Raw genomic sequence first — 19,959 nt, 5'->3', positions numbered from 1 at the left:
TTTTCTGACTCGAATCTGACGGGAGTGATCATGAGCTGCATTCAATGAAAAAATCAATCCGGATTGGTGCCGGGTTGGGTTTCTACGGAGACGCATGGGAACCGGTGCTCGCAAGCATCGAGCGCGGAGGGGTTCAGTACATCGCCAGCGACCACCTCGCGGAGCTCACACTGGCCATTCTGCAGAAGGATCTGCAGCGTGATGTTTCCCTTGGCTACGCTAGGGACGTGGTGCCCATGCTTTTGCGTTTGTGGCCTGCGATGGTGCAGCGAAAAGTGCGCTTCATCTGCAATGCCGGCGGGCTCAATCCGGCCGGTGCCGCGGCGGCCGTCCGCGAGGCTTTTTCGGCAAAAGGGTGGACTGCCCGCGTCGCCGTTGTGACAGGTGACGAGGTGTTGCAACAGGTCAGCGGGCTGGCGCCGGCGCACATGTTCAGCGGCGCCCCGTTTGATGCCGTGCGTGAGCGCATGGTGTTTGCCAATGCCTATCTCGGTGCGCGCCCCATCGTTTCTGCGCTGCAGCAGGGGGCCGACATCGTGATCACCGGCCGCGTTGCCGATGCCGCGCTCTTCCTTGCGCCGCTGGTGCACGAGTTCAACTGGAATCTCGGCGACGCAGAAGATGCACCGACACCGGCCGACCTGACCCGTCTGGCGCAAGGCCTTGCGGTCGGGCATCTGCTTGAATGCTCGGGCCAGGGCAGTGGCGGCAACTTCGGCAGCGCCCAGGCCTGGAAAGCCATTCCCGACCTGGCCCACATCGGTTACCCGATCGCCGAGGTCAGCGAGGACGGCAGCGCAGTCATCACCAAGGCGCCGGGCACCGGCGGGCGCATCAACTTCGACACGGTGCGCCAGCAACTGCTGTACGAAGTGCATAACCCGCATGCCTATGTCTCGCCCGATGTGGTGCTGGACCTGTCCACCATCCATCTCGAGGACCTGGGCCAGGACCGTGTGCGTTTGACGGGCGCCACCGGCCGGCCACGCACCGACCAGCTCAAGGTCGTCGGTGGCTACCGGGACGGCTTCAAGGCCGAGGTGACCTGGGGCTTCAGCTGGCCGGACGCTTATGACAAGGCGCTGGCGGCGGTGGAGATGGTCAAGAGCCAGCTGGCCGACAAGGCGGTGCCACACGAGGCCCTCTTTGTCGAGTTCCCGGGTCTGAATTCGGCGCACGGCGCGCTGGCGCCCCTGCCCGATGCACAGGCGCTGGCCGAGCTCAACGAGGTCTGGGTGCGCATGGTGCTGCGCACGCGCGACAAAAAAGCGGCCGATGGTTTCGGCCGGCTGTTTCCGTGGATGGGACTGAGCGGGCCGGCCTACACCTGCGGCTTTCACGGCCTGCACAACACCAGCGAGCTGCTGGGCATCTGGCCAGCCCTGATCGACCGCCGCCTGGTGGAGCCCAACACCCGTGTGGAGCTGTTGCAGACATGACAACGCCCACTCAAAAAATCCAGCTCGTCCGGCTGGCCCATGCACGCAGCGGCGACAAGGCCGACTGGGTGGACTTCGGCCTGTTTGCCTGGAATGAAGCGGGTTACGCCGTGCTGGCGCGCGAGGTCACGGCAGAGCGCGTGCAGGCCCACTTTGCCCCCTGGCTGCCGGGCAAAGTCGAGTGCTGGTATTTACCGAATATCCTGGCGATCAAGCTGGTGCTGCATGATGCGTTGCAGGGCGGCGGCGCGCGCAACCTGCGTCTGGACAACCTGGGCAAGTCCATGGCGGCGGCGCTGCTGCGAATGGACATTGATGTCAGCGCCGATGAGCTCGCCGCTTGTGTAGCTGCGCCGCGAGTCGGCTGGTGGGGAGACAAACCATGAGTATTCATGTAGACAAGGACGGCGAGATCACGGTCATCACGCTGGACCGCCCTGACGTGCGAAACGCGGTGGACAGCGACCATGCGCGTGCGCTGTACGACGCTTTTCTGGCTTTTGATGCCGATGACAGCGCGAAAGTCGCGGTGTTTCATGGCGCGCATGGGCATTTTTGCGCTGGCTGGGATTTGCAGTTCGGCGCCAGGATGCTGCGCGAAACCCGGGGCGGCGAATCGGGTGTGTTTGCCGATCTGGACTTTCAGCCGGAAGACGAGCACCCCTTGGGCCCGATGGGCCCGTCGCGCCTGCTGCTGTCCAAGCCGGTGATTGCGGCCGTCAGCGGCGCGGCTGTGGCCGGCGGCATGGAGCTCGCCCTGTGGTGCGACATGCGGGTGATGGACGACGACGCCTATTTCGGCGTCTATTGCCGCCGTTTCGGCGTGCCGCTGATCGACGGCGGCACGGTTCGCCTGCCGCGCCTGGTCGGCATGGGCCATGCCATGGACCTGATCCTCACTGGGCGCAAGGTCGAGGCCGCTGAAGCGCTGCAAATGGGCCTGTGCAACCGGGTCGTGCCCAAAGGCACGGCACGCGAGGAGGCCTTGGTGCTGGCGCGCCAACTCGCGGCCTTTCCGCAAAAGACCATGCTGGCCGATCGTCAGAGCGCTTACACCCAGTGGGATTTGCCCCTGCCCCAGGCGCTCAAGCAGGAGTGGGAGCGCGGCATGCAGTGTATCGGCGAGGGTCTGCAGGGCGCGGCCCGGTTTGCCGATGGCCAGGGCCGGCACGGCAAATTCTAGGAGTCAAATCGGCTGCCAGTCCATGCAGGACGAGCGGAAATAGCTATAAAAATTGTAGCGATCCTAGGGCCGCGGTAGCGACGACGGCGGCACCGGACGCGGCTGGCCCTGTTCGTCGATCGCCACATAGGTCACGCTGGCCTCGGTCACCTTGATGTAGCTGCCCTGCGAGCCAAAACGTTCGGCATACACCTCGACCTTGACCGTCATTGACGTGCGGCCTATGCGCGTGAGCTCGGAATAAAAGGACAGGATGTCGCCAACTCGCACCGGCTGCTTGAAAATGAACTCGTTGACCGCGACGGTGGCCATGCGGCCGCCAGCGTAACGCGCGGGAATCACCGAGCCGGCCAGGTCGACCTGGGCCATGACCCAGCCGCCAAAAATGTCGCCGTTGGCGTTGCAGTCCGCCGGCATCGGGATCACCTTGAGTACCAGTTCCTTGTCCAGAGGCAACTTGACGCTCAAGGGGGCATTGGGAAGGCTGGATTCGATGGACATAGGCACAATCGGTAGTGGAAAAGTAAAACAACAGGACAATTGTCTCCGATGCGCTCCTATGCCCCCGCCACCGAAACGCCGCCCGCCCCGGGCGCAGCTCCCAAACCCGAACTGAACCGCTCTGACTGGGCGACCCTGCGGCGCCTGTTTCCCTACCTCTGGGACTACAAGTGGCGCGTGATGGCCGCGCTGGCCTTCATGGTGGGCGCCAAACTCGCCAACGTCGGCGTTCCGCTGCTGCTGAAAAACCTGGTCGACGCCATGAGTTTCAAGCCCGGCGCGGTGGAGGCCGTGTTGATCGTGCCGGTCGCGCTGCTGGTGGGTTACGGGCTGCTCAGGCTGTCGACCTCGCTGTTCACCGAGCTGCGCGAGCTGGTGTTTGCCAAGGCCACCGAGGGCGCAGCGCGCCGCATCTCGCTGGAGGTGTTTCGCCACCTGCACGCGCTGAGCCTGCGTTTTCACCTGGAACGCCAGACCGGCGGCATGACACGCGACATCGAGCGCGGCACCCGCGGCGTGCATTCGCTGATTTCCTATTCCCTGTACAGCATCATCCCGACACTGATCGAAGTCACGCTGGTGCTGACGCTGCTGGCCGTCAAGTTTGATGTCTGGTTTGCCGGCATCACCATCATTGCGCTGGTGTTCTACATCACCTTCACCGTGACCGTGACGGAATGGCGTACCAAGTTCCGCAAAGAGATGAACGAGCTCGACTCCTCGGCGCACAGCCGCGCGATCGACTCGCTGCTCAACTACGAAACCGTCAAGTACTTCAACAACGAAGAGTTCGAGGCGCAGCGCTACGACGAAAACCTCAAGCGTTACCGCCGCGCCGCCGTCAAGAGCCAGACCACGCTGAGCCTGCTCAACACCGGCCAGCAGCTGATCATTGCCACCGGCCTGGTGGCCATGCTGTGGCGGGCGACGCAAGGTGTGGTGGACGGCCGCATGACGCTGGGCGACCTGGTCATGGTCAATGCCTTCATGATCCAGCTCTACATTCCGCTGGGCTTTCTGGGCGTGCTGTACCGCGAGATCAAGCAAAGCCTGACCGACCTGTCCAAGATGTTCAACCTGATGGAGCGCGAGCGCGAGATCGCCGACCAGCCCGGCGCGCCGGCCCTCGTCCTGCAGGCCTCGCCGGAAGTGCGTTTTGAAAATGTCAGTTTTGCCTACGAGGCGTCCCGGCCCATCCTGCACAACATCAGCTTCGTGATACCGCCGGGCAAGACGGTGGCCGTGGTTGGATCGTCAGGTGCCGGCAAGTCCACCCTGGCGCGCCTGTTGTTCCGTTTCTACGACGTGGGCATTCCAGGCCGGCCTTCGGTGGCTGGGGGCCGCATCACCATCGCTGGCCAGGACATCAAGCAGCTGACCCAGGCCAGCGTGCGCCAGGCCATCGGCATCGTGCCGCAGGACACCGTGCTGTTCAACGACACGGTCGAATACAACATCGCCTACGGCAAGCCCGGCGCCAGCCGTGCGGAGGTGGAAGAGGCTGCGCGCGCGGCGCGTATCCATGACTTCATCAGCTCCACGCCCGCTGGTTACGCCACCATGGTCGGCGAGCGCGGCCTGAAACTCTCGGGCGGCGAGAAGCAGCGCGTGGCGATTGCCCGCACCCTGCTGAAAAACCCGCCCATCATGATTTTTGACGAGGCCACCTCGGCGCTGGACTCGGCCAACGAACGGGCCATCCAGGCCGAACTGCGCAGCATCGCCGAAAACAAGACCACGCTGGTGGTGGCGCACCGGCTGTCCACCGTGGTGGAGGCGCATGAAATCCTGGTCATGGAAGCCGGCCAGATCATCGAGCGGGGCACCCACACTGCCTTGCTGGCCCTGGGCGGGCGCTACGCCTCGATGTGGGCATTGCAGCAGAGTTCCGAGTAATTTGTGAATGTTTTAGGCCTGTAGCCCTTGTCGGGCGTGCGCTGACAGCTATCAAATTGGTAGCGAAGTCAGACCGCCTTGCCATTGTTCCCGTTCATGAGGGATTCCCGTAGACACAAGCGCACGCCGCGCTCGCATAATAAAAAGCATGGAAACCAAATGGCTGGAAGATTTTGTCAGTCTCGCTGAAACCCGCAGCTTCAGCCGCTCGGCCACGCTGCGCCACGTGACGCAGCCGGCGTTTTCGCGCCGCATCCAGGCGCTGGAAGCCTGGGCGGGGACCGACCTCGTGGACCGCAGCTCCTATCCCACGCGCCTGACGCCCGCTGGCGAAACGCTGTACAGCCAGTCGCTGGAGATGCTGCAGGGTCTGCAGTCCACACGTGCCATGCTGCGCGGCCACAACTCGGCTGCGCATGACGTCATTGAATTCGCCGTGCCCCATTCGCTGGCCTTCACCTTCTTCCCGGCCTGGGTCAGCAGCCTGCGCGAGAAGTTCGGTCCCATCAAAAGCCGGCTGATTGCGCTCAATGTGCACGACGCCGTGCTGCGTCTGGTGGAAGGCAGTTGCGATTTGCTGATTGCCTACTACCATGACTCACAACCCTTCCAGCTGGACGCTGACCGTTACGAGATGATCAGCCTGGGGCAGGAGGTGCTGGCGCCTTTCGTGAAAGCCGAGGCCGACGGCGCGCCGCTGTTTCGCTTGCCAGGCCGCGCCGGCCAGCCCCTGCCTTACCTGGGTTATGCCCCCGGGGCTTACCTGGGGCGCATGGTGGATCTGATCCTCAAGCAGTCCAACACCGCCATCCACCTCGACCGGGTCTACGAGACCGACATGGCCGAGGGTCTGAAAGCCATGGCGCTGGAGGGCCACGGCATTGCGTTTTTGCCCTTCAGCGCCGTCAAGAAGGAGTTGCGGGCCAAAAAGCTGGTCAGTGCCGGCGAGGGACTGGAAATGACCATGGACGTGCGCGTCTACCGTGAGCGGCCGACCGGCAAGGCGGCAGCCAAAAACCCCGCGCAGGCGCTGTGGCAATTCCTGGAAAGCCAGGCCCAGCCGAAGGTGACAGGCAAACCACGCCTTGGGGGCAACCCTTAGTGGTTATAAATAATATGCATAATGGTTCGCCCAAACAGCATTGGCTTTTCACACACCGTAAATTTACAGTCCGTCACGTTCTGCCGAGGCAGTTGGCGTCACCTCTGGCGAGACCTGCGAAGGCCAGTCGGAGGTGGCACAAAGACTGCTAGTCAGCTCGTCCATGTTCCGTTGAATCAACGTACGCACTATCTTGGGGACTGCCTTTTGTTTGATCCGCTGATGACTTACCACTTTCCGGACCTTTCGGACTTTTCCCACGTGTTGCCAGCTTCCTCTGCGTTGACCTCTTTCTGGAACGAGTCCGTCCATTCGATGCCACTTCCAGTGCTGGGGTAAACCAAGGGGTTCGCCCCAGTACCCCCTCCTTAGAATGGTATTCACCAACTTTTCACTTAACCCGAAGGAAACTCCCCATGAAACTCAAATTGGCCGCTTTATCTCTCGCATTGCTGGCATCCAGCGGCGCATTTGCCCAGGCCTCCGACACGCTCGCCAAAGTCAAGGCTTCCGGCGTGATCACCATGGGTGTCCGTGATTCCTCGGGCGCTCTCTCCTACACCCTGGGTGACGGCAAGTACGCCGGTTATCACGTGGAAATCTGTCAGCGTGTCATTGCCGACGTTGAAAAAGCCGTGGGCCGCAAGCTCGAGATCAAGTACCTGCCGGTGACCTCGCAAAACCGCATCCCGCTGGTGCAAAACGGCACGGTGGACATCGAGTGCGGCTCGACCACCAACAATGCCACGCGCCAGAAAGACGTGTCTTTCCTGCCAACGACCTTTGTTGAGGAAGTCCGAATTGCCGTGAAAGCCAACTCCGGCATCACCTCGATCGCCCAGCTCAATGGCAAAAACGTGGCTACCACCACCGGCACCACGTCCGTGCAGACCCTGCGCAAGAACGAGCGCGCCAACGGCATCGACTTCAAGGAAGTGTTCGGCAAGGACCACTCTGACAGCTTCCTGCTGCTCGAGTCCGGCCGCGCCGACGCTTTCGTGATGGACGGCTCCATCCTGGCCGGCAACATCGCCACTTCCAAAAATCCGGCCGATTTCAAGATCGTCGGTGAAGTGCTGAGCGTTGAGCCGATTGCCATCATGATCCGCAAGGATGACGCCGGCCTCAAGAAGGTGGGTAGTGAGACCATCGCCGCCATGATCAAGTCCGGCGACATGGCCAAAACCTGGGACAAATGGTTCATGCAGCCCATCCCCCCGAAGAACAGCCGTGTCGGTCTGGCAGCCAGCGAAAGCACCAAGGCGGCCTGGGCCAACCCGAACGACAAGCCGATGGAAGACTACGCCAAGAAGTAATCCTGGCTTGAGCTGAACCTCAAACCCCGTCTGTGATCTTGCTGGCGGGGTTTGTTGTTTGGTGGCAGCCCTGGCGAATGCGATGCAGCGCCGGCTGCCGGTGGATTGATTGAAAAATTCCTGGCGGGAGAGAACATGAACTGGGATTGGCAGGTTTTTCTGAATGACGACGGCAGCGGCCGGACGTATTTGCAATGGATGTTCGACGCCTGGGGCTGGACCCTGGCGGTGGCGGGCAGTTCCTGGGTGGTGGCCATGCTGGCTGGCGGCCTGATGGGCACGTTGCGCACCCTGCCCAACAGCCCGTGGCTGGTGCGGCTGGCCAATGTCTGGGTCGAACTGTTTCGCAACGTGCCTTTGCTGGTGCAGATCTTCATCTGGTACTTCGTTGTTCCCAAGATGTTCCCTTTCATGCAGCAGGTACCCAGCTTTTTGCTGGTCGTGTTTGCATTGGGCTTTTTCACCTCGGCACGGATTGCCGAGCAGGTCCGCGCCGGCGTGCAGGCCCTGCCGCGTGGTCAGCGTTATGCCGGCATGGCCATGGGCTTCACGACAGCCCAGACCTACCGTTACGTGATCCTGCCCATGGCGTTTCGCATCATCATTCCGCCGCTGACGAGCGAGTCGATGAACCTGCTCAAGAACTCCTCCGTCGCCTTTGCGGTGTCGATCGCGGAACTGACCATGTTCGCCATGCAGGCGCAGGAAGAAACCTCGCGCGGTGTGGAGGTGTACCTGGCTGTGACCGTGCTGTATGCGGTATCGGCGTTTGCCGTGAACCGCGTCATGGCTTTTGTCGAGAAAAAAGTCCAGATTCCGGGCTACATCGTGGCCGGCAGCACCGGTGGGGGGCACTGACATGCTGGGTCTCGACATGAGCTTCCTGAACTGGGACATCATTTCCAAGTTCGTCATCAAGGGTTTCATTTTCAGCGTGGAGCTGACGGTGATTGCGACCATAGGCGGCATCATTCTGGGGACGCTGCTGGCGCTGATGCGGCTTTCGGGCACCAGGCTGCTGACGGTTCCCGCGACTTTTTACGTCAACGGCATGCGTTCGGTGCCGCTGGTCATGGTGATCCTGTGGTTTTACCTGCTGATGCCCGCCGCATTTTTTGACATGATTCCCGGCGGCGCCAACAACCGTTCCGAAATCTCGGCCATCATCACCTTCATTGCGTTTGAAGCCGCCTATTTCAGTGAGATCATGCGCGCCGGCATCCAGTCGATCTCGCGCGGCCAGGTCAACGCCGGGCGCGCGCTGGGCATGACCTACGCACAGAACATGCGCCTGATCGTGCTGCCGCAGGCCTTTCGCAACATGGTGCCGATTTTGCTGACGCAGACCATCATCCTGTTCCAGGACACCTCGCTGGTCTACGCCATCGGCGCCTACGACCTGCTCAAGGGCCTGACGACGGCGGGCAAGATCTACGGCCGACCCGAAGAGGCCTACCTGCTGGCCGCCGTGGTTTATTTTGTGATCTGTTTTGGCCTGTCGTACATCGTCAAGAAGCTGCAAAACAAGATCGCCATCATTCGCTAACAACCCATCGCACCCGCTCCCGGAGAAACAAGATGATCGAACTCAAAGAAGTTTCCAAATGGTATGGCGCCGTGCAGGTGCTCAACAACTGCAGCACCAGCATCAAGAAAGGCGAGGTGGTGGTGGTCTGCGGCCCGTCCGGCTCGGGCAAGTCGACGCTGATCAAGACCATCAACGCACTCGAGCCTTTCCAGAAGGGCGAGATCTACGTGGACGGCCAGGCCGTGCACGACCCCAAGACCGACCTGCCCAAGCTGCGCTCGCGTGTCGGCATGGTGTTCCAGAACTTCGAGCTGTTCCCGCACCTGAGCGTGACGGAAAACCTGACCCTGGCCCAGATCAAGGTGCTGGGCCGCGGGGCCGAAGAAGCCAAAACGCACGGCTTGAAGTACCTCGACCGCGTGGGCCTGATGGCGCACAAGGACAAGTTCCCCGGCCAGCTCTCGGGCGGCCAGCAGCAGCGTGTGGCGATTGCCCGAGCGCTGAGCATGGACCCGATTGCCATGCTGTTCGACGAGCCAACCTCGGCGCTCGACCCTGAAATGGTCGGCGAGGTGCTCGATTGCATGATGGGCCTGGCCGTCGAAGGCATGACCATGATGGTGGTCACGCACGAGATGGGTTTTGCCCGCAAGGTCGGTAGCCGCGTGATTTTCATGGACGTGGGCGGCAAGATCCTGGAAGACTGCACGAAGGACGAATTTTTCAGCCACCCCGAGAACCGCCAGGAGCGGACGCGGGACTTCCTCAACAAAATCCTGCAGCATTAAAAGGTCTTGCCTTGACCCGGGGCTGGTCCCCGGTGTACGGTATAGCCATGTCCGCCTCTTTGAACCGCCTCCCGCGTTTTGCGCGCCTGTTGCCCGGCCTTGTGTCCGTGGCGGCCGGTGCATGCGCGGGTCTGGACGTGCAGTGGCCGCATCAGCCCGTCGCACATTCCTGAGCCCGGCGATCCAACTCCCTCCCCTTCCTTTTCTTTTAGCGCATTTCTGGATCACCGGGCCCCTCGCCTTCCGCGCGGCGTGCCCGGCCAGCCTTGACCCGGGCGTTTGATTCAGGAGTTCCCATGTTTTTTTCCAACCAGCCGGCGCGTCTGCTGACCGAGCTTGACCACATCCGTATCAGCAAGCTGCTCCAGCGCCCGGGCGCCTCACCGGAGACGGAGGCCGAGGTGGAGGATCTGATCCACAGCGCAGAACTGATTTCCTCGTACCAGGTGCCCGCCAACGTCGTCACCATGTATTCCCAGGTCCTGATTGCGGATGCACGGACCGGTGAACAGCGTAAGCTGGTCCTGTGTTACCCGCACGACGCGGATCCAGCGGCCGGATTTGTTTCGGTGCTGTCGCCGGTCGGTGCAGGCCTGCTGGGCCTGAAGAAAGGACGCATGGCCCGCTGGCCCACGCCGGACGGCGGCACGGCTACGGCGAAAATCGTGGACATCCTGTTCCAGCCGGAAGAAAGCGGCGACTACCTGCTGTAGCCGCGTCAGGGCCGTGCCGGGCCTGCGGATGTGCCTAGCAAGGGCCGCCGGTGAGACAATTCAGGTCATGACCTCAGCCGCCCCCACGACCCCCACTTCCCTGACCCTGACCCGACCGGACGACTGGCACCTGCATGTGCGTGACGGCGATGCCCTGAGCACCGTGGTGCCACACACCGCGGCTCAGTTCGGCCGCGCCATCATCATGCCCAACCTGCGCCCGCCGGTGACCACTGCGGCGCAGGCCATGGCGTACCGCGAGCGCATTCAGGCGGCCGTGCCGGCAGGGGTGGCCTTCGAGCCGCTGATGACGCTGTACCTGACCGACAACCTGCCGCCTGACGAAATCAAACGCGCCCGGGACGCCGGTGTGGTCGCGCTCAAGCTCTACCCGGCCGGCGCCACCACCAACAGCGACGCCGGCGTGACCGACCTGCGCAAGACTTACAAGACGCTGGAAGCCATGCAGCGCGAAGGCCTGCTGCTGCTGGTGCATGGCGAGGTGACCTCGCCCGAGATCGACCTGTTCGACCGCGAGGCGGTGTTCATCGACACCCAGCTGATCCCGCTGCGCCGCGATTTTCCGGAGCTGAAAATCGTGTTCGAACACATCACGACGAAAGAGGCCGCGCATTATGTGCGCGACGCTGGCCGCTTTCTAGGGGCCACCCTCACCGCGCACCACCTGCTCTACAACCGCAACGCCATCTTCACCGGTGGCATCCGCCCGCACTATTACTGCCTGCCGGTGCTCAAACGCGAAACCCATCGTGTGGCGCTGGTGGAAGCCGCGACCGGCGGCAACCCCCGGTTTTTTCTGGGCACCGACAGCGCCCCGCACCCGGCCCACCTGAAGGAACACGCCACCGGCTGCGCCGGCTGTTACACCGCCCACGCGGCGATGGAGTTGTATGCCGAGGCCTTTGATGCCGTGGGCGCCATGGACAGGCTCGAGGCCTTCGCCAGCTTCAACGGGGCCGACTTCTACGGCCTGCCGCGCAACCAGGGCACCGTCACGCTGAAGAAGGAACGCTGGACGCCACCCGAGAGTTTTGCCTTTGGCGAGGCCGAACTCAAGCCGCTGCGTTCGGGCGAAGCGCTGGCCTGGAGGTTGGTGACCTGAATGCTTACGTCACAATGCTCTGACGAATGCAAAGACAAGAAAGGCAAAGCATGATCGTATTCTTGATAGACGCGGACAATCTATGTGCATCAGCATGGATCGAAGAGGCGTTTCAGAAGCTTGAAGAAGCCGAAGGTGGAATTTCGGTTAGGCGAGCCTACGGTAGCGCTGAGAAGCTCAAAGGCATGTCCTCGGTGCTTCATGCTCGAGCGATACGGCCATTCGCCAATCTCTCGATGTCGAAAAATACAACCGATGTTGCCCTAGCCGTTGATGCCATGGAACTGTCTTGGCAATTGCCGATGCCCACGACAGTTGTTATCGGTTCTGGAGATGCCGACTTCGTACCTCTGGTAGTCAGGCTCCGCGAACGCGGTATCCGGATGGTTTGTGTTTCGGAGCCGGGAAAGATGTCTCCAGAAGCCGAACACTGGTATGACCAAGTGATTTTGGTTGGACGAGAATCTGCCTCGCATGAGATGTCGTCGCCAAGCTCAGAGCTAAGCGGGCCAACTGCATCTTTAGCCCCTTCGCCTGCCAAAAAAGTAGTTGCCAAAAAAGTTTCAGCGAAGAAAGTCGCAAAAAAAAATGCGCCTTCCAAGAAGACCGCAGCTAAAAAGACCGTGGCGGCGGTAAAGGGAAAAGAAGCTGATGTCGCTGTGAAAATTGAGGTTCAGCACATTCTCGCTGCTGTGCCGACATTGAAAACTGGACGGCCACAGCCCCTCGGAGATGTCGTCAAATTGCTGCATGACGCCAAACTTCTGGGAAAGAATGCGACTTCCACCAAGTTTTTCAAAAAGTATCCAGGTTGGTTTGAGCTGACTCCTGATAAACAGCCGAACAAGGTGAAACTTTTGAACGGTCTGTAGGTGCGAGCGTCGGCGACAGGGACAGTATCGGTAGTCCAGATTGATTGGTCCCAGCCTTGGCTGAACGTCTGGCGCGAGCCCGGGGAGCGCGTGGCCCAGGCCATTGCAGCCGGTGTGTCGTGTCATGAAGCCCTGAACCGCGAACCAGCTGCGCCACGGCGTTTTGTGCCGCAGTCGGCCTTGCCCGACGGGCAGGCTTACGAGCAGTTCATTTTTGACACCGGCACCGTTCCGACACGCGACAACCTGCACGACTTTTTCAACGGGCTGTGCTGGATGCGCTTTCCGCTGACCAAGAAAAAGCTCAACCAGCTGCAGGCGGCAGAAATCGCCGCGGCCGGTGTGGCGCCGCTGCGCGGGCCGGTGCGCGACGCACTGACGGTGTTCGACGAAAACGCGGCCTTTCTGTCGGCACCGGCGCCGCTGTGGGATGCGCTGGCCGGACGCCACTGGCAGCGCCTGTTTATTGACCTGCGCCCGCTCTGGCAGCAGGCGCAGCTGGTGCTGTTTGGCCATGCCTTGCTGGAAAAGCTGGTTTACCCACGAAAACCGATCACAGCCCATATCTACCGGGCGCAGCCAGCTATGAATTCCATAGCGGATCTGGACGCCTGGGTGGCGGCCGACCTGAGTGCGGAAAGGCTGGCGGCCAAACCCTTTCTGCCCTTGCCGGTGCTCGGTGTGCCGCTCTGGTGGCCGGAGAACGAGAACTTTTCCTTTTATGATGACTCTTTCGTATTCCGCCCGCGCCGGTGAACAACACCCAGTAAAAAATCCTGCGCCACGGTCAGCCCCGCCATCTTGATTTTGGGCGGAAGCCTCCCCATGTGCCGCATGAGTCTTTCCTGCAGCAGCATCTGTTCGTTATCGTTCTCTACGGAGCATCCATGAAGCGTATTGTTTTATTTGTCATGACCAACCTCGCCGTTGTGGTGGTGCTGGGCATTGTCGCCAGCCTGCTGGGCGTCAACCGCTACCTCACGCCGCAAGGGCTGAACCTGGGCATGCTGCTCGGTTTTGCCGCGGTCATCGGTTTTGGCGGCGCCATCATCTCGCTGTTGATCAGCAAGCCCGTGGCCAAGTGGAGTTCTGGCGTGCGCGTGATCAACGAACCGCAAAATGCCGACGAAGCCTGGATTGTCGAAACCGTGCGCAAGCTGGCGACCACCGCCGGCATCGGCATGCCCGAAGTCGGCATTTTCGAAGGCGCGCCCAACGCCTTTGCCACGGGGGCTTTCAAGAACTCGGCGCTGGTCGCCGTCTCCACCGGCCTGCTGCAGGGCATGACGCGTGAAGAGATTGAAGCCGTGCTGGGGCACGAGATTGCCCACGTGGCCAACGGTGACATGGTGACCATGACCTTGATCCAGGGCGTGATGAACACCTTTGTGGTGTTCCTGAGCCGCGTCATCGGTTATGCGGTGGACAGCTTTCTGCGCAAGGGCAGCGACAGCAACTCCGGCCCCGGCATCGGTTATTACGTCAGCACCATCGTGCTCGACATCGTGCTCGGTTTTGCCGCCGCCATCGTGGTCGCCTGGTTCTCGCGCCACCGCGAGTTCCGCGCCGACGCCGGCGCCGCCCAGCTGATGGGCCGCAAACAGCCCATGATCAACGCGCTGGCCCGTCTGGGCGGCATGGTGCCCGGCCAGCTGCCCAAGGCGGTGGAAGCCATGGGCATCACCGGCAGCATCGGCCAGCTGTTTGCCACGCACCCGCCGATTGAAGAGCGTATTGCCGCGCTGCAGAACGCACAGCCTGGTCAGGTCTGAGCTGTCAGGGTCACGAACCAGAAAAGCCGCTGCAGGTGCAGCGGCTTTTTTTATGCCTTCGCAGCTTGAGCCGTGATGCTCAACGCCACCGCCTCGGCCACCTCGATGCCGTCCACCCCGGCCGACAAAATGCCGCCCGCGTAGCTGGCGCCTTCGCCGGCCGGGTACAGGCCCCGGACGTTCAGGCTCTGGAAGTCGTCGCCCCGCGTGATGCGCAGTGGCGACGAAGTGCGGGTTTCAACGCCGGTCAGCACGGCGTCGTGCATGTCGAAACCCTTGATCTTCTTGCCGAAGGCCGGCAGCGCCTCGCGCATGGCCATGATGGCATAGGCGGGCAGGGCGCTGGCCAGGTCGGTCATCAGCACGCCGGGCTTGTAGGAAGGCTCTACGCTGCCAAGCTGCGTCGAGGCTTGGCCAGCGACAAAGTCGCCGACCAGCTGGCCAGGCGCTGCGTACGTGCCGCCGCCCAGCGTGAAGGCGTGTGATTCCAGCGCACGCTGGAAGTCGATGCCGGCCAGCGGCCCGCCCGGGTAGTCGGCTGGGGTGATGCCGACCACGATGCCGGCGTTGGCGTTGCGCTCGTTGCGCGAGTACTGGCTCATGCCGTTGGTCACGACCCGGCCCACCTCGGAGGTGGCGGCGACCACGGTGCCGCCCGGGCACATGCAGAAGCTGTAGACCGAGCGCCCGTTGGCCGCGTGGTGCACCAGCTTGTAGTCGGCCGCGCCCAGCAGCGGGTGGCCGGCGTGCTGGCCGAGCCGCGCGCGGTCGATCAGGCCCTGCGGGTGTTCGATGCGAAAGCCGATCGAAAAAGGCTTGGCTTCCATGTAGACGCCGCGTTCATGCAGCATGGCAAAGGTGTCGCGTGCGCTGTGGCCCAGTGCCAGCACCACATGGTCGGCGCGCAGCTCGTAGCTGCTGCCGTCCTGCAGGTTCTGCACGGTCAGCCCGCGAATGTGTCCCTGTTCAATCTGCACATCGCTGACGCGTTGCTGGAAGCGGATCTCGCCGCCCAGCGACGTGATCTGCTCGCGCATGTGTTCCACCACCTTGACCAGCTTGAAGGTGCCTATGTGCGGCTTGCTGACCAGCAGGATTTCCTCCGGCGCGCCGGCCTTGACGAATTCCGTCATGACCTTGCGGCCGAGGAAACGCGGGTCCTTGATCTGGCTCCAGAGCTTGCCGTCGGAAAACGTGCCGGCACCGCCCTCGCCGAACTGCACATTCGACTCCGGGTCCAGCACGCCCTTGCGCCACAGGCCCCAGGTGTCCTTGGTGCGTTCCCGTACCTTCTTGCCGCGCTCCAGCACGATGGGCTTGAAACCCATCTGTGCCAGCAGCAGCGCCGCAAAAATGCCGCAGGGGCCGAAGCCGACAACGACGGGGCGCACAGCCGGTGCGCTGTCCACCTTGGCCACCAGGTGGTAGCTCTGGTCGGGGGCGGGGCGGATGTGGGGGTTGCCTTCAAAGTGCCTGAGCAGTGTTTGCTCCAGCTCGGGGCTGGCCACTTCGACATCGGCGATGTAGACCAGCAGCAGCTTCTGTTTGCGTGCGTCGTAGCTGCGTTTGTAGATGCTGTGGCGCAGCAGCTCGGCAGGCTGGATGCCCAGCGTCTTGACAATCAGCGCGGGCAGCGCATCTTCGGGGTGATCAAGCGGCAGCTTGAGCTCGGTCAGGCGGATCATGGGGGGTTACCTCGTGGATCTGTATTTCGGATCTATGAAGCATTTTAGCCTCCTGGCCCATATATCGCGGGCGCAAGCAGCTATCAAATCAGTAGCGAACGATTTGCCGGGATAATAGGGGGGTGAAGCACGCCAGACTGCCGCTGGTGCAAGGGTGGAAACACCGCACTGGAGGAAGGTCCGGACTGCAAAGGGCAGCGTAGCAGCTAACAGCTGTCCACCGTGAGGTGAGGATCAGAGCTACAGAGACGAGTCGGACCGGGGCAACCCGGGACGGGTGAAACGAGCAATCTCTACGCGCAGCAATACCAAGTAGGCACACGTTGACGGGGCCCCCGGAGTGTGCGGGTAGGTAGCACCGAGCCGTCTGGTGACAGACGGCCCAGATTAATGGCAGTCACGGGGCGGCAACCGCAAGGAAACCGTTCCGCACAAAATCCGGCCTATCGGCGGGCTTCACACTTTATTCAAGGCGGCGGCGACTGCCATCGCAGGCCCGGTGGCTACTCTTCAACAAAGGCCACCTCGCGCGTCTTCCTGACCGAGGGCAGCAGCACGACGAGCAGCAGCAGGACGCAGGCCACCAGCAATCCGGCTGACAGCGGACGCGTCACAAACACGCTCCAGTCCCCGCGCGACAGCAGCAGCGCCCGCCGCAGGTTTTCCTCCATCATCGGCCCCAGGATCAGCCCCAGCAGCAAGGGTGCGGGTTCTGCCCGCAACTTGTGGAAGACATAACCGACGATCCCGAACACACCCACCACCCAGATGTCCCAGGTGTTGTTGTTGGTGGAGTAGACGCCGATTGCACAGAACAGCACGATGGCAGGAAACAGGTAGCGGTAGGGAACCGTCAGCAGCTTGATCCAGATGCCGATCAGCGGCAGGTTCAGGATCACCAGCATGGCGTTGCCGATCCACATCGACGCGATCAGGCCCCAGAACAACTCGGGGTTGCTGGTCATCACCTGCGGCCCCGGCTGGATGTTGTGGATGGTCATCGCGCCGACCATCAGCGCCATCACCACGTTGGACGGGATGCCCAGGGTCAGCAAGGGGATAAAAGATGCCTGTGCGCCTGCATTGTTGGCCGCTTCCGGTCCGGCAACACCGCGAATGTTGCCCTCGCCAAAGGGTACTTCGCCTGCGCGCATCTTGACCTTCTTTTCGATGGTGTAAGCCGCAAATGCAGACAGCAAGGCACCGCCCCCCGGGAGAATGCCCAAGGCGCAACCGAGGGCGGTGCCACGCAGCACCGCCGGTGTCATGTCCCTGAAATCCTGGCGGGTCGGGAACAGTCCCTGCACCTTGACCGCAAACACCTCGCGCTGCTCCTCGCGTTGCGCCAGGTTGCTGATGATTTCACCGTAGCCAAAAATGCCCATCGCGATGGCGACAAAGCCAATCCCGTCGGTCAGCTCCGGCACGTCAAAGCTGAAACGCGCCACCCCGGAGTTCACGTCCGTCCCCACCAGGCCCAGCAGCAGGCCGAGCAGGATCATGCCGACGGCCTTGAGCAGCGAGCCTGAGGCCAGCACCACGGCGCCAATCAGGCCCAGCACCATCAGGGCGAAATATTCGGCGGGCCCGAACTTGAAAGCCACCTCGGTCAGCGCCGGGGCAAAGGCGGCGATCATGACCGTTCCCACGCAACCTGCAAAAAATGAACTGAGCCCGGCCGCGGCCAGGGCCGGCCCGGCCCGGCCTTTTCGGGCCATCTGGTACCCATCGATACAGGTCACCACAGACGAAGACTCGCCCGGCAGGTTGACCAGAATCGCCGTGGTCGAGCCGCCGTACTGGGAGCCGTAATAAATGCCGGCCAGCATGATCAGCGCCGACACCGGCGGCAAGGCGTAAGTCGCAGGCAGCAGCATGGCGATGGTTGCCGCAGGACCGATGCCCGGCAACACGCCAATCAGTGTGCCCAGCAGGCAGCCTACAAACGCATAAACCAGGTTGATGGGCGTGAAGGCCACGCCAAATCCCAGGGACAAATGTGACAGCAATTCCATGGTGATCCTCAGCCTGTGATGAATTCGGGCCAGACCGGGAACTGAAGCCGCAGTGCCAGGACAAAAACCAGATAACTGCCGATGGCCAGCGCCGTGGCCAGAATCAGCGTCGGTTTGAATCTCCAGTCAGCCTGCGCCATGCTGGCCACAAAGGTCAGGGCGTAGATCCCGACAATGAGTCCGAAAGCCGGCACGCCGAAGCCGCGCACGCCGGCCAGCAGCACGCCAAAAACCACGTTGGCGGCGATCACGTAGAACAGCGGTCGCCAGGCCCAGGGGCCCATCTTCTCCTCTCCGGGTGCCGTGCGCCCCAGGGCGTTGAAGGTGATGACGACGCCTACCAGCGCCATCAGGATGCCCAACATCAGGGGGAAATACCCCGGTCCCATTCGCGCAGCCTCGCCAACGGTGTAGTTGGTGGCACCCCAGGCAAACGCGATGCCTGCCCCCATGAACATGAGTCCTGAGTAAAAGTCGGGCTGGCTTTTGATTCTGAGGGTCACGGCTTGTCTCCTGTGTAAAAAAATGCTGATCAACGCCGATCCACCGCGCCACAGGGGCGGCGGCATGAAGGGCAGCAGTGAAGTGGCAGACGACAGCGCGGCGATCAACCTGCTTTGCGCGGGTCGCGACCGGCGAACGGGTGTGCAGAAGCAGCTTGGCAGGCAGGCCGCGCTGCGCACGACTGGAAGGGGGAGCGTAGGCGAGTCGTCACCTCGTGTAAATTCGTATTTGGAAGCGGTTTATTTCGAAAAACGCGAACTATCTGGAAGCGGGCCGGCGGACGAGGCTTTTTCCACCCGCTTCGGGGAAAACAATGAATTTCAAACACCTGCATTATTTTTGGGTCACGGCCAAGGCCGGCGGCATCGTCCGGGCCGGCAAGCAACTGCACACCACGCCCCAGACCTTGTCCGGGCAGATCAAGCTGCTGGAGCAATCGCTGGGTTTGCAGCTGTTTCGCAAGAACGGCCGGCAACTGGAGCTGACAGGCGAGGGGCAACTGGCGCTGGGCTACGCCGAGCAGATTTTTGGGCTGGGCGCCGAGATGGAATCCGCCTTGCGGCAGGCCAGGGACAAAAAAAGCGTGCTGGAATTTCGTGTTGGCGTGACCGACTCCTTCGCCAAGGCTGTGGTTTATCGCCTGCTGGAGCCCGCTTTGTCGCTGCAGCAGCCGGTACGGCTGGCGTGCAGTGAGGGCAAATTTCCGGACCTGCTCGGGCAACTCGGACTGAACCGGATTGACATGGTGCTTTCCGATGAGCCTGTCACCAGCCGCGCGAACATCAAGGCGTTCAACCATGCGATCGGAAGCACGGCCATGAGCTTTTTCTGTGCCCCAACGCTGAAGCGATCACTCAAGGGCAAATTTCCGCAATGCCTGGACGGTGCGCCCATGCTGGTCATGGGGCGCTCGGCATCCATACGCGAACCCCTCGAAGGCTGGCTGGTCAAACACCACATCACGCCAGAGATCATTGGTGAATTCGACGATCTGCCGCTGATGAAGTCTTTTGGCCGCGAAGGACGGGGCGTGTTCATGGGCGCCAGCGTTCTGGAGGCTGAAACCATTGCGCAATACGGGGTGGAAGTCGTCGGCCACACCGAGGAAATCATTGAGCACTTTTTTGCGGTGTCTCTGGAGCGACGAATCAAACATCCCTGCGTGGCGGCCATCACCGACTTCGCGCGCAGGAAGTTCACGCCCTAGCGGCGACCGGCCTTCGCCATGGGACGTCCGCCCCCGGGTCGCACCGGTCGCGGTTTCAGCGCAGACTTGTCCTTTCGACCGGCCGTGTCCTGTGCGGGCAAGCATCAATCGCAAGTCTTTTCGACCATTCTGAAACCGGCGCCAACACCGTGCTGTGCAAACCCTACAAATTAAACAAACCCTGCGCCTGAATCCGCTCCACATGCGCCAGCAGCGAACGTTTGGCCACCGGCCAGATGCGCGGGTTCACGTCGTCATAGGCGGCGGCCACCCACTCGTCCATGCTGCCTTGCGGCTGCGCCTGCATCACGCCGA

20 protein-coding genes and 1 other RNA gene are annotated in these 19,959 nt (G+C 62.0%); 16 read left to right on the top strand and 5 right to left on the bottom strand.

Annotation, left to right across the window (positions count from 1 at the left end):
• Positions 1–44 precede the first annotated feature (44 nt).
• Genes PSV33_RS05410 through PSV33_RS05400 form a run of 3 tightly spaced genes read left to right on the top strand, consistent with a single transcriptional unit; the run spans position 45 to position 2,622 of the window.
• Positions 45–1,439 carry an acyclic terpene utilization AtuA family protein gene (locus tag PSV33_RS05410; protein ID WP_300559637.1) on the top strand — a complete coding sequence of 465 codons (1,395 nt, stop codon included), beginning with the start codon at positions 45–47 and terminating at the stop codon, positions 1,437–1,439.
• Complete coding sequence (locus PSV33_RS05405) at positions 1,436–1,825, top strand: hypothetical protein (protein WP_300559635.1); 390 nt, start codon at positions 1,436–1,438, stop codon at positions 1,823–1,825. Before PSV33_RS05410 ends, PSV33_RS05405 begins: the two co-directional genes overlap by 4 nt.
• Positions 1,822–2,622, top strand: a complete 801-nt coding sequence (locus tag PSV33_RS05400) for a crotonase/enoyl-CoA hydratase family protein (protein WP_300559633.1) — start codon at positions 1,822–1,824, stop codon at positions 2,620–2,622. Before PSV33_RS05405 ends, PSV33_RS05400 begins: the two co-directional genes overlap by 4 nt.
• 63 nt (positions 2,623–2,685) lie before the next feature.
• Here PSV33_RS05400 and PSV33_RS05395 read toward each other — a convergent pair whose 3' ends face one another.
• Positions 2,686–3,123 (bottom strand): acyl-CoA thioesterase, encoded by a 438-nt coding sequence (locus PSV33_RS05395; RefSeq protein WP_300559632.1) that lies wholly within the window; start codon positions 3,121–3,123, stop codon positions 2,686–2,688.
• 48 nt (positions 3,124–3,171) lie between these two features.
• Here PSV33_RS05395 and PSV33_RS05390 point away from each other — a divergent pair, with 48 nt between their 5' ends.
• The 11 genes from PSV33_RS05390 to htpX all read left to right on the top strand — a co-directional run bounded on the left by PSV33_RS05390 (position 3,172) and on the right by htpX (position 14,233).
• A complete protein-coding gene (locus tag PSV33_RS05390; protein ID WP_300559630.1) occupies positions 3,172–5,019 on the top strand; it encodes an ABC transporter ATP-binding protein/permease in 1,848 nt (615 codons plus the stop codon).
• A 148-nt stretch (positions 5,020–5,167) separates the two neighbouring features.
• Entirely contained in the window at positions 5,168–6,121 is a 954-nt protein-coding gene (locus tag PSV33_RS05385; protein WP_300559629.1) for a LysR substrate-binding domain-containing protein, read from the top strand.
• 416 nt (positions 6,122–6,537) lie between these two features.
• A complete protein-coding gene (locus PSV33_RS05380) occupies positions 6,538–7,437 on the top strand; it encodes a transporter substrate-binding domain-containing protein (protein WP_300559628.1) in 900 nt (299 codons plus the stop codon).
• Between the two features lie 135 nt (positions 7,438–7,572).
• Positions 7,573–8,295 (top strand): amino acid ABC transporter permease, encoded by a 723-nt coding sequence (locus PSV33_RS05375; protein WP_300559627.1) that lies wholly within the window; start codon positions 7,573–7,575, stop codon positions 8,293–8,295.
• 1 nt (position 8,296) lies between these two features.
• Positions 8,297–8,983: an amino acid ABC transporter permease gene (locus PSV33_RS05370; protein ID WP_300559626.1), complete on the top strand. Its 687-nt coding sequence runs from the start codon at positions 8,297–8,299 to the stop codon at positions 8,981–8,983.
• Between the two features lie 32 nt (positions 8,984–9,015).
• Positions 9,016–9,753, top strand: coding sequence for an amino acid ABC transporter ATP-binding protein (locus PSV33_RS05365; RefSeq protein ID WP_300559625.1), 738 nt, complete (start codon positions 9,016–9,018; stop codon positions 9,751–9,753).
• Positions 9,754–10,049: 296 nt separating this feature from the next.
• A complete protein-coding gene (locus PSV33_RS05360; RefSeq protein ID WP_300559623.1) occupies positions 10,050–10,466 on the top strand; it encodes a GreA/GreB family elongation factor in 417 nt (138 codons plus the stop codon).
• Positions 10,467–10,533: 67 nt separating this feature from the next.
• A complete protein-coding gene (pyrC, locus tag PSV33_RS05355) occupies positions 10,534–11,589 on the top strand; it encodes a dihydroorotase (protein WP_300559621.1) in 1,056 nt (351 codons plus the stop codon).
• Between the two features lie 50 nt (positions 11,590–11,639).
• Entirely contained in the window at positions 11,640–12,461 is an 822-nt protein-coding gene (locus PSV33_RS05350) for an NYN domain-containing protein (RefSeq protein WP_300559620.1), read from the top strand.
• A gap of 90 nt (positions 12,462–12,551) precedes the next feature.
• Positions 12,552–13,217, top strand: coding sequence for a DUF3025 domain-containing protein (locus PSV33_RS05345; RefSeq protein ID WP_300559619.1), 666 nt, complete (start codon positions 12,552–12,554; stop codon positions 13,215–13,217).
• 131 nt (positions 13,218–13,348) lie between these two features.
• Positions 13,349–14,233 (top strand): protease HtpX, encoded by an 885-nt coding sequence (htpX, locus tag PSV33_RS05340; RefSeq protein WP_300559617.1) that lies wholly within the window; start codon positions 13,349–13,351, stop codon positions 14,231–14,233.
• Between the two features lie 50 nt (positions 14,234–14,283).
• Here htpX and PSV33_RS05335 read toward each other — a convergent pair whose 3' ends face one another.
• On the bottom strand, positions 14,284–15,918 hold the full coding sequence (locus tag PSV33_RS05335) for an NAD(P)/FAD-dependent oxidoreductase (RefSeq protein ID WP_300559615.1): 1,635 nt from the start codon (positions 15,916–15,918) through the stop codon (positions 14,284–14,286).
• Between the two features lie 124 nt (positions 15,919–16,042).
• Here PSV33_RS05335 and rnpB point away from each other — a divergent pair.
• Positions 16,043–16,380: RNase P RNA component class A (rnpB, locus tag PSV33_RS05330), an RNA gene on the top strand.
• A gap of 41 nt (positions 16,381–16,421) precedes the next feature.
• On the opposite strand, the gene PSV33_RS05325 is transcribed toward rnpB, so the two are convergent.
• Together PSV33_RS05325 and PSV33_RS05320 are read right to left on the bottom strand one after the other, a co-directional pair.
• Positions 16,422–17,933: a tripartite tricarboxylate transporter permease gene (locus PSV33_RS05325; RefSeq protein ID WP_300559613.1), complete on the bottom strand. Its 1,512-nt coding sequence runs from the start codon at positions 17,931–17,933 to the stop codon at positions 16,422–16,424.
• Between the two features lie 8 nt (positions 17,934–17,941).
• The gene (locus PSV33_RS05320) at positions 17,942–18,391 is read right to left on the bottom strand and encodes a tripartite tricarboxylate transporter TctB family protein (protein ID WP_300560027.1); all 450 of its coding nucleotides are present in this window, start codon (positions 18,389–18,391) and stop codon (positions 17,942–17,944) included.
• A gap of 359 nt (positions 18,392–18,750) precedes the next feature.
• Between PSV33_RS05320 and nhaR the strand changes: the two genes are divergently transcribed.
• Positions 18,751–19,644 carry a transcriptional activator NhaR gene (nhaR, locus tag PSV33_RS05315; protein WP_300559611.1) on the top strand — a complete coding sequence of 298 codons (894 nt, stop codon included), beginning with the start codon at positions 18,751–18,753 and terminating at the stop codon, positions 19,642–19,644.
• Between the two features lie 163 nt (positions 19,645–19,807).
• Here nhaR and PSV33_RS05310 read toward each other — a convergent pair.
• Positions 19,808–19,959: hypothetical protein (locus PSV33_RS05310; protein ID WP_300560024.1), on the bottom strand; the 152-nt coding region annotated here is incomplete at its 5' end.

Source organism: Polaromonas sp. (assembly GCF_029945895.1).
GTDB lineage: Bacteria > Pseudomonadota > Gammaproteobacteria > Burkholderiales > Burkholderiaceae_C > Polaromonas.
This window is presented reverse-complemented; position numbering and strand designations above follow the sequence as displayed.